The 15,432-nt window shown below is 41.8% G+C and carries 14 protein-coding genes; 13 read left to right on the top strand and 1 reads right to left on the bottom strand.

Annotated features, from left to right (window positions below; genetic code table 11):
* Position 1: 1 nt before the first annotated feature.
* The 13 genes from bshA to AAZR19_RS13740 all read left to right on the top strand — a co-directional run bounded on the left by bshA (position 2) and on the right by AAZR19_RS13740 (position 12,679).
* Positions 2-1,147, top strand: coding sequence for an N-acetyl-alpha-D-glucosaminyl L-malate synthase BshA (gene bshA / locus AAZR19_RS13800; RefSeq protein WP_041109605.1), 1,146 nt, complete (start codon positions 2-4; stop codon positions 1,145-1,147).
* Positions 1,140-2,342, top strand: coding sequence for a CCA tRNA nucleotidyltransferase (locus tag AAZR19_RS13795; RefSeq protein ID WP_041109604.1), 1,203 nt, complete (start codon positions 1,140-1,142; stop codon positions 2,340-2,342). The genes bshA and AAZR19_RS13795 overlap by 8 nt, the downstream gene beginning before the upstream one ends.
* Complete coding sequence (locus AAZR19_RS13790) at positions 2,315-3,298, top strand: biotin--[acetyl-CoA-carboxylase] ligase (protein WP_041109603.1); 984 nt, start codon at positions 2,315-2,317, stop codon at positions 3,296-3,298. Before AAZR19_RS13795 ends, AAZR19_RS13790 begins: the two co-directional genes overlap by 28 nt.
* Positions 3,299-3,495: 197 nt before the next feature.
* Complete coding sequence (gene panB / locus AAZR19_RS13785; RefSeq protein ID WP_024422781.1) at positions 3,496-4,335, top strand: 3-methyl-2-oxobutanoate hydroxymethyltransferase; 840 nt, start codon at positions 3,496-3,498, stop codon at positions 4,333-4,335.
* On the top strand, positions 4,332-5,198 hold the full coding sequence (gene panC / locus AAZR19_RS13780; protein ID WP_041109602.1) for a pantoate--beta-alanine ligase: 867 nt from the start codon (positions 4,332-4,334) through the stop codon (positions 5,196-5,198). Before panB ends, panC begins: the two co-directional genes overlap by 4 nt.
* On the top strand, positions 5,191-5,574 hold the full coding sequence (gene panD / locus AAZR19_RS13775; RefSeq protein ID WP_024422780.1) for an aspartate 1-decarboxylase: 384 nt from the start codon (positions 5,191-5,193) through the stop codon (positions 5,572-5,574). The genes panC and panD overlap by 8 nt, the downstream gene beginning before the upstream one ends.
* Positions 5,575-5,688: 114 nt before the next feature.
* On the top strand, positions 5,689-8,481 hold the full coding sequence (gene dinG / locus AAZR19_RS13770; RefSeq protein ID WP_041109600.1) for an ATP-dependent DNA helicase DinG: 2,793 nt from the start codon (positions 5,689-5,691) through the stop codon (positions 8,479-8,481).
* A gap of 132 nt (positions 8,482-8,613) precedes the next feature.
* Complete coding sequence (locus AAZR19_RS13765; RefSeq protein ID WP_065214698.1) at positions 8,614-8,784, top strand: YpmA family protein; 171 nt, start codon at positions 8,614-8,616, stop codon at positions 8,782-8,784.
* Positions 8,785-8,796: 12 nt separating this feature from the next.
* Positions 8,797-9,282, top strand: a complete 486-nt coding sequence (gene tseB / locus AAZR19_RS13760; RefSeq protein ID WP_024422779.1) for a cell wall elongation/penicillin-binding protein regulator TseB — start codon at positions 8,797-8,799, stop codon at positions 9,280-9,282.
* A 114-nt stretch (positions 9,283-9,396) separates the two neighbouring features.
* Positions 9,397-10,689, top strand: a complete 1,293-nt coding sequence (gene asnS / locus AAZR19_RS13755) for an asparagine--tRNA ligase (RefSeq protein WP_139336401.1) — start codon at positions 9,397-9,399, stop codon at positions 10,687-10,689.
* Between the two features lie 99 nt (positions 10,690-10,788).
* Positions 10,789-11,493, top strand: coding sequence for a DnaD domain-containing protein (locus tag AAZR19_RS13750; protein WP_076841027.1), 705 nt, complete (start codon positions 10,789-10,791; stop codon positions 11,491-11,493).
* A gap of 17 nt (positions 11,494-11,510) precedes the next feature.
* Positions 11,511-12,173: an endonuclease III gene (nth, locus tag AAZR19_RS13745; RefSeq protein WP_024422776.1), complete on the top strand. Its 663-nt coding sequence runs from the start codon at positions 11,511-11,513 to the stop codon at positions 12,171-12,173.
* On the top strand, positions 12,170-12,679 hold the full coding sequence (locus AAZR19_RS13740) for a YpoC family protein (RefSeq protein ID WP_163115415.1): 510 nt from the start codon (positions 12,170-12,172) through the stop codon (positions 12,677-12,679). Before nth ends, AAZR19_RS13740 begins: the two co-directional genes overlap by 4 nt.
* A 35-nt stretch (positions 12,680-12,714) precedes the next feature.
* Here AAZR19_RS13740 and AAZR19_RS13735 read toward each other — a convergent pair whose 3' ends face one another.
* On the bottom strand, positions 12,715-15,429 hold the full coding sequence (locus tag AAZR19_RS13735; RefSeq protein WP_163115416.1) for a PBP1A family penicillin-binding protein: 2,715 nt from the start codon (positions 15,427-15,429) through the stop codon (positions 12,715-12,717).
* Positions 15,430-15,432 lie beyond the last annotated feature (3 nt).

Genomic DNA, 15,432 nt, shown 5'->3' with positions numbered 1-15,432 from the left:
TATGAAAAAACTGAAGGTCGGAATTACTTGTTATCCAAGTGTCGGCGGCTCAGGCATTATAGCAACGGAGCTTGGAAAACGTTTAGCTGAAAAAGGGCACGATGTTCATTTCATTACCTCTAGCATTCCGTTTAGGCTTAATAAAGTATATCCGAATATTTATTTTCATGAGGTGGATGTGAATCAATATGCAGTTTTTCAATATCCGCCTTATGACCTTGCGCTGGCAAGTAAATTGGCAGAAGTTGCAAAACGAGAAAAGCTTGATATTATTCATGCGCATTATGCAGTCCCGCACGCTGTCTGTGCGTTTCTAGCCAAACAAATGACTGGACACTCTGTGAAAGTCGTTACGACGCTTCATGGAACGGATATTACGGTTTTAGGCTATGATCCATCATTAAAGGAAGTGATTCGGTTCGCCATCGAATCATCGGACCGCGTAACAGCGGTGTCGCATTCATTAGCTGCGCAGACATACGATCTCATCAAACCAGATAAAAAAATTGATACGATTCATAATTTTGTTGATGAACGGGTGTATTTGCGTGAAGATCACGATTTGCTAAAGACACATTATGGTCTTTTACCGAACGAAAAGGTCATCATCCATGTATCAAACTTTCGAAAGGTGAAACGGGTGCATGATGTGATTCATGTGTTTCAAAAGATTTCTGAACAGGTGCAGGCAAAGCTGCTGCTCATTGGTGATGGTCCTGAGAAATCGGTTGTATGCGAACTCGTGAAAAAATTAGGACTGACAGACCGCGTATTGTTTTTAGGCAAGCAAGAGAAGGTTGAGGAGCTATATTCAATAAGTGATTTGAAACTGCTTCTTTCAGAGAAGGAGAGCTTTGGGCTTGTGCTTCTTGAAGCAATGGCGTGCGGTGTCCCTTGTATCGGTACGGATGTCGGTGGTATTCCAGAGGTGATTACACATGGAGAAACAGGGTTTCTTGTCCCGCTCGGCGATATAGACGGAGCAGCAAAGCACGCAGTGTCTCTGCTGAAAGACGAAGCGCTTCATGAAAAAGTGTCAGCGGCAGCTCAGTCTAGTGTTCAGGCTCATTTCTCTTCTGATAAGATTGTGAGTGAATATGAGAAGCTTTACCTAGAATTGATCGAAGGTGATGATGAAGATGAATGAACCATTCACACATGCGATCCCTATATTACATACACTGCACGAACATGGGCATCAGGCTTACTTTGTCGGCGGAGCGGTGAGAGATGTTCTATTAGGACGGGAAATCGGTGATATCGATATTGCGACAGATGCAACACCTGATAAGGTTGAGTCTTTATTTGAAAAAACAGTAGATGTCGGTAAGGAGCATGGCACTGTCATTGTGTTGCATGATGGTGTCAGCTATGAGGTCACGACGTTTCGAACGGAATCAGAATATGAAGATTTTCGCAGACCGAAAGAAGTGGCGTTTATCACGTCGCTTAAGGAAGATCTTTTAAGAAGAGATTTAACGATTAATGCGATGGCCATGGATATAAATGGGGAAATTATTGATCATGTAGGTGGTAAACAGGATATTAAGCGGAAACGAATTCAAACTGTTGGAGATCCTGCGTGCCGCTTTCAAGAAGATGCGCTTCGCATGATGAGAGCTGTCCGTTTTTTAAGCCAGCTTGGCTTTGAACTCGCTGATGAAACGGCTGAAGCTATGAAAAAGGATAAGCATCTGCTTGCCAACATATCAGTTGAGCGCAAAAAGATTGAAATGGAGAAGCTTTTAAAAGGCCGTCATTGTGAGCAGGCCATTCAAGTACTCATTTCAACCAAATTACATGAAGAATTGCCAGGTCTCAAAGAGGAGCGTCTTCATGAATCCTTTCAAGCCTTTCCATATTACTTACTGGATGGACTAGAAGAGGTATGGGGGGCTTGCATCCATTTGCTCGGCCTAGATGAAGCGGAGGCTGCGGCCTTCTTAAAAGAATGGAAGCTGTCAACCAAGCTTTTGAAAGAAGCAGTAGCCATTAGTAAATACGTTGATTGTGACTGGGATGCGGAAAACATGTTTGAAGCTGGTGAACACGTGCTCTTATCTAGTTTGAAGATCACACAGCTAAAACATGAGCGCCGCATTTTCTTTGATGAGCTGGAGGCAGCGAAGCGTTCTTATGATGCACTGCCGATTAAAAAGCTCCAAGACCTCGCTGTTTCAGGAAAAGATTTAATGGCATTTCGGCAAAAGTCGTCTGGGAAATGGATTGCAGAGGAGCTCAATTTTGTGAAAAAAGCCGTTTTGCAAAACCGTTTAGAAAACCGAAAAGAAGCCATAGAGGAGTGGCTTATAGCATGCGATCCGCAATTAGAAAACGATTAATTGAACTATTTACAGCATCCAGCCAGGATTTTGTCTCAAGTCAGCAGATTTGTGATGAACTTGGCTGCTCCCGAACAGCTGTGTGGAAGCATATGGAGGACTTGCGAAAAGAGGGGTATGAGGTAGAAGCAGTTAGAAGAAAAGGATACCGTCTGCTTCGTAAACCGGACAAAATTAGTGAGGACGAAATTCTGTTTGGTCTGGAAACAGAGAGCTTCGGCAGGCATATTTACTTTCAGAAAGAAGTCGCTTCAACTCAGCTGATTGCCCATGATCTTGTCAATGAAGGTGCGCCCCACGGCACAATCGTTGTCAGCGATCATCAGACAAACGGAAAAGGGCGTCTTCAAAGAACGTGGCATTCACCATACGGGACAGGCATTTGGATGAGTCTTATTCTCCGGCCTGAGATCCCGCTGCATAAAGCGCCGCAAATGACGATTTTGGCATCTGTAGCCATCGCAGAAGCGATTGCGCAGCAAACGGGACTCAATCCATCTATTAAATGGCCAAACGATATTTTGTTGAATGGAAAAAAGGTCGTTGGCATTCTGACTGAATTAAAAGCAGAAGCTGATCAGGTTCATGCGGTCATTATTGGGCCGGGCATTAATGTGAACCAAACAGCTGATGACTTCCCAGATGAACTAAAGGATGTCGCCACAAGTCTGCGAATGGAACTGAATGAAAAAGTGGATCGGGCTGCACTCATACAACAGATGATGTCCACTTTTGAAAAAAGGTATGACGATTACATGAAGCAAGGATTTGCGCCGATTAAACAATTATGGGAATCGTTTGCGATGACGATCGGTCAACATATTGTTGCCCGCACCGTCAATGGGCAATATACGGGGAAGGCGCTTGGCATCAATGAAGAAGGTGTTTTATTGCTTAAAACGGAGGACGGTATCCAAAAAATCTACTCCGCAGACATTGAGATCAAGTCAACTTGAGTGGAACACCCGGCGCATTTTTGATATACTTCGTGTGGGCAGTATCTGCAAAGAACTGTACCTGTTAGGAAGAAAAATTCGATAAATTTCTGCCTTGATCCTAAGGGACTTGGACAGAGGGATGATTCGCCGCACATGAGAAATCAAAGCATGTGATGTGAGGCTAGCCATCTCCTCTCCAGAATGAGGAGGAACAAATGAAGACAAAGCTAGATTTTTTCAAAATGAAAGAACAAAACGAACCTATTGTGATGCTTACTGCATACGACTATCCAGCTGCAAAGCAAGCGGAAAAAGCGGAAGTCGACATGATCTTAGTTGGTGATTCACTTGGGATGGTTGTACTTGGACTAGATTCCACAGTTCAAGTCACGATGGATGATATGATCCATCATACAAAAGCAGTGAAAAGAGGCGCAAAGGACACATTTGTTGTGACTGATATGCCATTTATGTCTTACCATTATTCGTTAGAAGAAACAATGAAAAATGCAGCACGCATCATGCAAGAAAGTGGTGCCGATGCCTTAAAGCTAGAAGGCGGAGATGGAGTATTTGAATCCATTCAAGCTCTAACAAGAGGCGGAATTCCTGTCGTCAGTCATTTAGGCCTCACACCTCAATCAGTTGGTGTACTTGGCGGGTATAAAGTGCAAGGAAAAGACCACGAAAGTGCTCAAAAATTGATTGAAGACAGCTTGAAATGTGAGGAAGCCGGTGCAATCGCACTTGTGCTGGAATGCGTACCTGGTGAACTGACAAAACGAATTACCGACATGCTGAAGATTCCTGTGATCGGAATTGGTGCAGGAGCTGAGGCAGACGGACAAGTTCTCGTTTACCATGATGTGGTAGGATACGGGGTGTCTAGAACACCTAAGTTTGTGAAACAATACGCGCAAATTGATACTGTTTTAGAAGAAGCGCTCATTCAATATACAAAAGAAGTAAAAGCACGCACATTTCCAGAGGACATGCATACGTTTCATATCAAAGAAGAAGTCCTTGATGGCTTATATGGGGGAATCAAAAAATGAACGTTGTCACCCATATTCACGAGCTAAAAGAATTAATCAAGCAGCATCAAGAAAAGCAGCATTCCATCGGCTTTGTCCCGACGATGGGCTTTCTTCATGAAGGACATCTGACGCTTGCGAAAGAGGCAAGAGGACAAAATGACATTGTCGTGATGAGTATTTTTGTCAATCCGTTGCAATTCGGACCAAATGAAGACTTTGAATCCTACCCAAGGGATATGGAAAGAGACCAACGTCTGGCAGAAGCAGCAGGGGTGGATATTTTATTTACACCTGATGTGAAGGAAATGTACCAAAATGAACCATCTATTACGATGACGGTTCAAAAGCGGACAGATGTCTTATGCGGAAAAAAACGTCCAGGACATTTTGACGGTGTTGTCACTGTGCTCACAAAGCTGTTTCATCTTGTGTCACCAACAAATGTCTACTTTGGTCTAAAGGATGCACAGCAAGTCGCTGTGATCGATGCGATGATCAAGGATTTCTTCTTTGATCTTCACCTTGTATCTGTACCGACAGTCAGAGAAGAAGACGGTTTAGCGAAAAGCTCAAGGAATGTGTACTTGTCAGAAAAAGAAAGACAAGAAGCACCCGCTTTATACCGCGCATTAAAAAAAGGACGGTCAGCTGTTGAAAACGGTGAACGTGATGTCAGTCGTGTGTATCAGCTGATTGAAGAGGAACTTGTTCAGACGTGCGGAGAAATAGATTATATTGAGATCTATTCATATCCAGAACTTGAGCCGCTTCAGCAGTTAGCAGGTCAAGTCATTATGGCGATTGCGGTGAAATTCTCACGGGCAAGACTGATTGATAATGTGATTTTCCATGTTCCTGAAAGCGGTGAAAAACATGTATAGAACCTTTATGACATCTAAGCTTCATAAAGCAACGGTAACAGAAGCAAACTTACATTATGTAGGAAGTATTACAATTGACGAAGATTTACTTGATGCGGCAGGTATGATGGCAAATGAGAAAGTACAAATTGTCAATAATCATAATGGCGCGAGACTTGAAACATATATTATTCCCGGCGAAAGAAAGAGCGGTGTCATTTGTCTAAATGGGGCGGCGGCGAGACTCGTTCAGCCAGGGGATGAAGTCATTATTATCGCTTATGGGATGCTGTCAGAAGAAGAAGCTAAGACACATACACCAAAAGTGGTCGTGTTAAATAAACAAAATCAAATTGAACAAATGATTGGGCAAGAGCCTGCGAGAACGATTTTATAACGCAGGCTCCGTGGAAACAGAACAGTTTCAGGAAGAGAGGCTGTTCTGTTTCATCTATTTTGTCCAGAGCGTGTTTCACTTCAGGGTGAAACGAGGAATTGAGGTGTCCATTTTATGACCGATCAAAGGTTTGTTGTCGTTGATATTGAAACCACCGGGAATTCACCTAAAAAGGGTGATAAAATCATTCAAATAGCTGCGGTGGTCATTGAAAATGGACAAATTGTCGAACGGTATTCAAAATATGTGAACCCGGGAAAAGCAATCCCTGGATTTATTGAACAGCTGACAGGCATTCAGCAGCACATGGTTGACGATGCGGTGTTTTTTGAGGACATTGCCCAAGAGGTGTATGATCTCATACAGGGTGCTTATTTTGTTGCGCACAATGTTCATTTTGACTTGAATTTTTTAAATGATGAACTAAAAGCATGCGGGAAACATGAGCTGGATGTGCTAGCAATTGATACAGTTGAGATCTCTAGAATTCTTTATCCTGAGCTTGAAGGTTATAAGCTCACTGAATTAAGTGAAGAGCTCATGCTTCCACATGACCACCCGCATAGGGCGGATAGTGATGCGGAAGTTACTGCCATGTTATTTTTAACTTTATTACATCAATTAAAACATACACCGAAAAATGTGCTGAAGCAGCTGCGCAGATTATCCTCTTATCTCCTAAGTGATATAGGACTTTTAATTAAGCAGCTTGAAACGAGCCATGCTAGCCGGGAAGATTCTTTGGTGGAAGTCGGCTCTTTTGCTGTAAAAGATGTCACCAATCCTATCAGCAGGGCGACACATTCAGTAGGTGAAGATGATGAACAGCTGTTTGAGGAGATCAAAAAGAAGCTTCCGCAAACGGTAGAAGGCTATGAGGTAAGAGAAGGCCAGCTTACGATGATGAATAAAGTGAGAGACGTGTTTCATGAAAGAGCCTATGCATTAATTGAAGCGGCACCGGGTATTGGGAAAACGCTCGCTTACCTCATCCCAGCTGCTCTAGAAGCGAGGAAATCAGGAAAACCTGTCATTATTAGTACATATTCCATACTTTTGCAGCAGCAAATGCTTCAGCGCGATGTGCCGATGTTGAATCAATTGCTCCCGTTTGAGCCTGCTGCCTGTGTATTTAAAGGTCGGGCGCATTATATTTGTTTAGATAAGTTTGAGCATGTGCTTCATGAGGAAGATGATAACTATGATGTCGTCTTAACGAAGGCGCAAATTTTAATGTGGCTCCTTGTAACAGAAACAGGTGATTTATCTGAACTGAATTTACCGTCAGGAGCTGCCAATATAAAAGACCGCATTTCCTGTGTGCATATGCCGTTTACATCGAAAAAGCGCCGTTTTAAAGAGTATTGCTTTTATGAGCGCGCCAAAAAAAGGGCAAAAACAGCTGATTTAATTTTAACGAATCATCGTCTGCTCTTATCACAAACGGAGGCATCGTCTATCTTTCAGCATGCTGACGTATATGTGATAGACGAAGCCCATCAATTTGAGAAAACAGCCAATGAAACATTAGGGGATAGTGCGTCTTATATCCAGCTTCACGCGAAATTAACGCAGCTTGGCTCCTTGCAAGGCGGACTGTTAAAGAAACTGAAAAAGAGATTTCATCATGCAGGGTTACAGACAGACACCTTTATTGAAATGGATGAGTATCTCAATCAGCTTCAAATGGAAAGTGACGCTTTCTTTAGCACCGTCCATTCATTTGTGAAAAGGACAAAACCAAAAGCCGACATCAATCGTCTCATTCATAGAGTACGTCATCATTCAAAGCATGCTCAGTGGAAACGGATTAAAGAAACGGCAAGTAAGCTTTGTTCCTTGTTAATTGCTTGTGAGAAGCTGTATGAACAGCAAAAAAACGAGCTTCTTCAAAAAAGTGATCAGCTGACAGAACACTTTGCCTTTGAAGCAGAGGAATACGACCAAGTCATGTCGTTTATGCATACTTTTTGCAGTACACTGTACCGGTTTATCTTTGAACCGAAAAACGATGAAACAGTTTGGATTGAAATTGATGCAAAAGGTGCCAAAAACGCTGTCTTTATGCATGCACAGCCGTTAGATACTGGGGAGCTTTTGGCTGATCGTTTCTTTATGAACAAAAAGAGTGTTGTCCTCACATCAGGGACACTCACCATCAATCACCGCTTTGATTATTGCTTGGAACGGTTTGGCCTGCAAGATTTTTACCCTCATCTTGTGCAAATTGATTCACCTTTTGAACTTGAAAAACAGCTTAAGGTCATTGTTCCAGCAGACATGCCGCCGATTACAAACCGTGATGAACGAGATTATGTAAAGCAGGCTGCGCAATATATTAAGGTTATGGAAAAGCAGCAGCATGCAAAAATATTGGTTTTGTTTAATTCACATGAGATGTTAAAAGCAGTCTATGAAGAGCTAAAAACAGAAGGGATGCAGTCCGCCCTTTTTGCTCAAGGTCTGACAGGCGGAAGCCCCGTAAAATTAACGAAAATGTTCAAATTAGCAAAACAAGCCATTTTACTTGGTACGGGTAGTTTTTGGGAAGGTGTTGATTTTCCGGGTTCAGAGCTGACAACAGTCATCATGGCACGTCTTCCGTTCAGGCCGCCTGATTCTCCTCTCATTGAAGCCAAATGTGATGCAGCAAAAAAACAAGGGAAGAATCCGTTTAAAGCCGTCGCTTTACCAGAAGCTGTGTTAACCTTTAAGCAAGGAGCTGGACGCTTGCTGCGCTCTGAAAAAGACATAGGCACATTGCTAATTTTAGACCGCCGAGTGAAAACCGCTTCATATGGAAAACTATTTTTAGAATCACTCCCTCATGCGCCGGTTCACGAGATGTCAAAAGAGTCACTTGAGGCGTATATAGAAAACCTTAACAACGAAAAGCCGCTGTCATAAGCGGCCTTTAGCTGGTGTGGGTTTGGAGTTAATTTATCGTAACGGCTTTTTGTGTTCCGTTGTAAAAATAGTATCGGTTCCCGTGCAGAAAAGTATGTCTAACAATATTTACGTACCGAGGAGGAATTAGAAGTGGAAAGTAAAATAGAGGTACTTTCAACTGTTCAAATTAAGCATTCAGAAGACCTATACAAAATCGTTGATTTATTGAACAGAACGCTTAAAAGAGAAGATCTCATGTTTGGATTAGCATTAGATCAAGAAGACCAAAATCAAGCGGTATTTACGATATATCGCACATAGGGGAAGCTTGACATGAAAAAAATAGTCTGGATTATTTCATCTGTAGTGGCTCTCGTTCTGCTTATTGGCATCATCAGCTTTACGTGGATTTATCAAATTGCCATGGGACAAAGAGAACAAGGGCATGAAGCAGCGATCGAACGAGCAAAAGAACAAGCAAACATCGTACAAGTGGAGCAAGTGGAAACCTTTGTCGGGAAAGAAAAACAATTTATTGTTGAAGGGAAAAACAAACAGAATGAAACGACCTACGTTTGGGTTCCTGCCAGCAAAAAAGAAAAAGTGATCGCAAAAAAAGCAAAAGAAGGCATTACCTCGAATCAAGCAGTACAAGCCGTTCAAAAGGAGAACACGGTCTCTAAGCTAAAAGAAGTCAAATTAGCAAGAGAAGGTGACGTACTTCTTTGGGAAGTGACATACTTAAATGAAAACAATCAATATAGCTTCAGCTATGTCGACTTCTCGACAGGACACGTCGAAAAAAATTTAACACCGTAGTTTCTCCTGTCTTGCGTTGACCATGCTGATTTAGAACGGTTATAATAAAATGTATGAAAAAAGATTCACACCTGTCTAAAGGTGAGTTTCTTTCTGGCTTTGGAGGGAATTATGTTGAAAACAACGATTAATCAAGTGTTCAAACACGTCGATCAAGAAGTAACCATCGGCGCATGGATTGCCAATAAACGTTCAAGCGGAAAAATTGCATTTTTGCAGCTGCGTGACGGGACAGGCTTTATTCAAGGAGTCATAGTAAAAGCAGAAGTGGAAGAGGAAGTCTTTAAGCTTGCGAAATCAGTCACTCAAGAAACATCTGTCTATGTGACAGGTCAAGTGACAAAAGATGAGCGTTCACCGCTAGGTTTTGAATTGCAAGTGAAATCCATTGAAGTGATTCATGAAGCGACAGATTATCCAATTACACCAAAAGAGCACGGAACAGAATTCTTAATGGATCACCGTCATTTATGGCTTCGTTCTAAAAAACAGCATGCCATTATGAAAATCCGTAACGAAATTATTCGTGCTACATATGAATACTTCCATCAAGAAGGTTTCGTGAAAGTAGATCCGCCAATTTTAACTGGAAGTGCACCTGAAGGCACAACGGAACTGTTTGCTACGAAATATTTTGATGAAGATGCATACCTTTCTCAAAGCGGCCAGCTTTACATGGAAGCTGCAGCAATGGCACTCGGAAAAGTATTCTCATTTGGCCCAACATTTAGAGCTGAAAAATCTAAAACAAAACGTCATTTAATTGAGTTTTGGATGATTGAGCCTGAGATGGCTTTTGTCGAATTCAATGAAAACCTTGAGTATCAAGAAAATTATGTGTCTCATGTTGTTCAAAGTGTACTTGAAAACTGTAAAGTTGAGCTGCATACATTAGGCCGTGATACAGCTAAATTAGAAAACATCAAAGCACCATTCCCGCGCATCACTTACGATGAAGCGATTAAATTCTTGCAGGAAAAAGGCTTTGATGATATCGAATGGGGAGATGACTTCGGCGCGCCTCACGAAACTGCGATCGCCGAAAGCTATGATAAACCAGTGTTTATTACTCATTACCCAACATCATTAAAACCGTTTTATATGCAGCCAGCACCGGATCGTGAAGATGTTGTCCTTTGTGCAGACTTGATTGCACCAGAAGGCTACGGAGAGATTATTGGCGGTTCTGAGCGTGTTCATGATTTAGAGCTTCTTGAAGCAAGATTGAAAGAACATGGGCTTGATCAGGAAACTTACAAATGGTATACAGAATTAAGACAATACGGTTCTGTACCGCATTCAGGTTTTGGTCTTGGACTTGAACGTACAGTTGCTTGGATTAGCGGAGCGCCGCATGTGCGTGAAACCATTCCTTTCCCAAGATTATTAAACCGTTTATACCCTTAAGACGTGAAAGCCTCCAACAAATGGAGGCTTTTTCAAACGTCTTTTTAGAGAGGCACGTGAAATAAAACGTGATATACTTAAAGTGAAGAGGTGTATCCGATGAATAGGCAGCAATTTATTAATATGCAGCAAATGGGGTCGACAAGTTTGCCTAATTTGCTGATTGCTCATTATGAGCAGTTAGGACTGAATGAATCACAGATGATGGTGATGCTCAAGATTAAAATGAATGAAGAACAAGGCGTTTTCTTTCAAACATTTGAAGAGCTTTCTCATGGCATGACCATTTCAGCGGAAGAGTGCGCGTATATGGTTCAGCATCTGATTCAAAAAGGGTTTATCTCGATTCAGCCATTTGAAGACAGGTCTGGTATTCAGCATGACCGCTATTCAGTAGAACCTTTATGGGGCGTACTGTATGACTTTTTAGAAGCAAAACAGGCGAAAGAAGCGCAAAAACATCATGTGCAGGCTGAAAAATCTTTATATGCTTTATTTGAAGATGAATTCGGCAGACCGCTGTCACCTCTTGAAGGAGAAACACTTTCGATCTGGATGGATCAAGACCATCATGATGCTGAGATGATTCGGCTAGCACTAAGAGAAGCCGTTTTATCAGGGAAATTAAATTTCCGTTATATTGATCGAATTTTATTTGAGTGGAAAAAGAAAGGGCTGAAAACAGCGAAAGAAGCAAAAGAACATAGCCAGCATTTCCGTTCTCAGCAGAAAACGCCACCTTCAAACGAAGAGACGTCTACTTATAAACGACAAGTTCCTTTTTATAATTGGCTGGAACAATAACCAATAAAGGAGAAGGCATGTTATCAAAAAAACAAATCAATGAGTGTTTAGATATTATAGGAGATATGTTTCCAGAGGCTGAGTGTGAGCTTGTTCATGCCAACCCATTTGAGCTTGTGATTGCTGTTGCGCTCTCTGCTCAATGTACGGACGTGCTTGTAAACAAGGTCACCAAAACGTTATTTCAAAAATATAAAACACCAGAAGACTATTTAAGTGTACCGCTTGAAGAACTGCAGCAAGATATTCGCTCGATTGGTCTTTATCGAAATAAGGCTAAAAACATTCAAAAGTTGAGCAAAATGCTGATTGAAGAATATGGCGGTGAAGTACCAAAGGACCGGGATGAGCTTGTTAAGCTTCCTGGGGTTGGCCGGAAAACAGCAAATGTCGTCGTTTCGGTCGCTTTTGGTGTACCGGCAATAGCAGTAGATACACACGTAGAACGAGTCAGTAAACGTCTAGGCATCTGCCGCTGGAAAGATTCTGTGCTTGAAGTAGAGCAAACCTTGATGAAAAAGGTGCCAAAAGAAGATTGGTCTGTGACGCATCACCGTCTGATCTTTTTTGGGAGATATCATTGTAAGGCGCAGCGGCCGCAGTGCGAATCGTGTCCACTTCTTGATATGTGCAGAGAAGGGCAGAAGAGGCTGAAAAAAGGATTGGTGAAGCTGGCATGAGCGGGACAGCTGTTTTCACCTCATATGTCGAAAAGCTAAAAGAAAAAAAGGTAGAGATTAAAGGTGATCGAGTAGATATACTGAGAGCCAATCCGCTCGCATATGATCTATCTTCAGAACCTTTAACAGACGAGCTTCCATGGCAGGAAACTGAAGAATTTGTTCCTGTGATGTTTGAGCTGTGGAACGAATTAAAAGAAAAAATGCTTCCTCGTTTCCAAACAAGAAAATCCCGCTGTGAAGAAGATGATATGCTGCAAGGAATCGTCAGTATGATTGCGATGTTTTACTGGATCAAAGGGGAGAGTGTCCAAACGTTTGAATGGGAACATATCAAGCAAGAGACATTTCCTGTTGCTCCGATTAATTGGACGGAACGTTTAGAGTTCATTTTGCTAAAACCAACTCAATATCACTGTTTTATTCAATTGGACGAGCTATACATGGAATTAAAAAAGCAGTATGGAAAATTTGAAGCACTTAAGAAAATCAGACAGCAGCGTTAAAAAAGCACTTGCCATAGGAGGCAAGTGCTTTTTCATTATTCATCTTCTTTTCGAGAAGTAGCATTTGATTGCGAATTGGAACTTTGAGAGTTGGCTTTCTCATCATCTTTCTTTTTATCTTTATTATCAGTTTGCGAGTTGCTGTTCCCATTTGTACTGTCTGAGCCATCATCTGAAGAACCATTATTTCCGTTTTCTGTATTTCCGCCTTGGTCCTGATCTTTATCTTGATCTTGATCTTTTTTGTCATCAGGCTTTTGCTCATCAGTGCCAGGGGGCTGATTTTTGTTATCGTCTGTTTGGTCTGTCTGCTCGTCGTCAGGCTGCTGCGGTTCTTCTTCTTCTTTATTCTCATCATCCGCTTTTTCTTCCTCATCTGCGTCATCCTTAATGGTGAGGAAGGTAGAAGCCGCTTTACTTGTGACATCATCTACAGTGGCTGTCACTTGGAATTTATATGTGGAGCCAGGCTTCACATCAGAGATGACCGCTTCTTTAGCAGAGCTGTTTTGAATCTCTTTATAGCCGCCATTATCAACCGCTTGCTTGACATTAAATGTAGCATCAGCGTCGTCAGAATAGCCCCAAGTCAGTGTGATGGATTTTTTCTCTTCATCATACACCGCTTTTAAATCAGAAGGCTTATCGGCTTCTTTTTTCTCGTATGTGTCAGACACTTTTGTTGGAACCGTTCCTTTAACAAAGTATTCTGTTGTCTTCTTGTCACTTGGTGTATTCGGTCCGGCTAATTTCGCAGGATCGGATCCTTTTTCAACCGTTGCTTCAACGACACTGTCTGGTTTTTCAAACGATCCGCTTCCATCATCAATTTGAGAGATTAATCGCTGGAAGACGACTTTGGCAACACGCTGCTCATAATCATTCAGCCATATTTTGCCGTCTGCATCTTTTGAATTACCGATTCCAGTCCAAACGGCCGCTGTATATTGCGGCGTATAACCGACAAACCACGAATCTTTCGCACCGCCAGAAGGAATATTGTGTTTATTAATATCATCTTGTGTAAAGTTCGTTGTACCTGTTTTACCAGCTACTTGAACGTTCGGTACTTGTGCAAGTGTACCAGTTCCAGATTGGACAGCAGTTTTCAGCATATCTGTAATCATAAATGCTGTGTAATCACTCATTGCTGCTTTTGAGTCCGGCGTAAGGTCAAGCTTTGTCCCGTCATTAAATTCAACAGATGTGACAGCGTGCGGTTCATTATAGTATCCGTTATTGCCGAACGCACTAAATGCACCTGCCATTTTTAATGAAGACACACCATCTTCAAATCCACCAATTGAATAAGATTCTGGAATATCAGAAGGTAAGTCCATGCCTAAATTATTAGCAAATTGAGCGGCATTGGCTGAACCAGCTTCTTGGAATGCTTTAAGTGCAGGGATGTTACGCGATTGTGCCAAAGCGCTTCTCATCGACATTTTACCTAAATGTCTTCTGTCAAAGTTGTTAATCGGTGTACCATCCGAGTACGTATACGGTGCATCATCAATTTGCTGATATGTTGACCATTTTTTGTTTTCAATGACTGGCCCGTAGTCTAAGATCGGTTTGATTGTGGACCCTGGCTGGCGTTTTGCATCCGTCGCATAGTTAAAGCCGCCGGCTGGAACATCACGTCCACCGCCAATGGCGCGTATTTCACCATTTTTCGTATCAAGCAGGGTGACACCCGCCTGCATCCCTTTCGTAAATCCAACTGAATCTCCATTGATGATATCATCTAAGTGATCCTGTGCTTTTCGATCAAGTGATGTATAGATTTTTAATCCATCAGTTGATGCATCCACTTTGGCTTTTTTCTGTACTTCTTCCATCACTTCTTCAATGTAGGCAGAGTACTTACTAGAGTTTTGGCTCTTATATTTACTAGCTGAAACAACTGTCTTACTGACAGGGGTTGCTTTTGCAACGTCATATTCTTTTTCTGAAATGTAGCCTTGTTTTTTCATAAGGCTTAAAACGATATTACGGCGTTTTTCCGCTGCCTCGGGATGTTTCACTGGGTTATAGGCAGAAGGACTCTGCGGCATACCTGCAAGTGTGGCAGCCTGTGCAACGGTTAGTTTATTTAAATCTGTCACTCCAAAAAATTGTTCAGCTGCTTTTCCAACACCATAAGCATAAGGAGAGAAGAAAATACGGTTTAAATACATTTCTAAAATTTCATCTTTAGAGTATTTTTGCTCAAGCTGAATCGAGAGCCATACTTCCTGTACTTTCCGTTTTAACGTCTTTTGATTGCTTAGGAGGGAGTTTTTCACAACCTGCTGTGTAATTGTACTTCCGCCTTCAGCACCAAAGCCGTCCTCAACGTTTGCGACAAGTGCACCGCCGATACGGATTGGATCAATCCCGTGGTGCTTATAAAAACGTGCATCCTCAGTCGCAATAAACGCGTCTTTTACCACATCGGGTATATCTTTTATCGAGACATATGTTCTTTTTTCTGCACCAACTTCTGCAAACACTTTCTTGTCTTTATCATAAAGCTTTGAAGAGTATGGTGTTTTAAGCTTACTATCATCAATAGAAGGAGCGCTTGATGCAAAAACGGCAAAAGTTGTGATTCCGGCAACTAAACAAAGTAGACCGATCACGAGTAAAGATAAAAATATTTTTTTAAATAGACCTGCTTTCTTTTTGCCTTTTTTGTTCTTTTGCTTCTTATTGTTTTCTTGACTTGCTTTACGTCGCTGTTCACGACTTGTAAATTGATCAGACATCAC

It is taken from the genome of Bacillus sp. Je.9.29.b (assembly GCF_051129925.1).
In the GTDB taxonomy this organism is placed as follows: Bacteria; Bacillota; Bacilli; order Bacillales; family Bacillaceae; genus Bacillus; species Bacillus safensis.
Note: the sequence above shows the minus strand (reverse complement) of the source record. Positions and strands in the feature narration are given on the sequence as shown.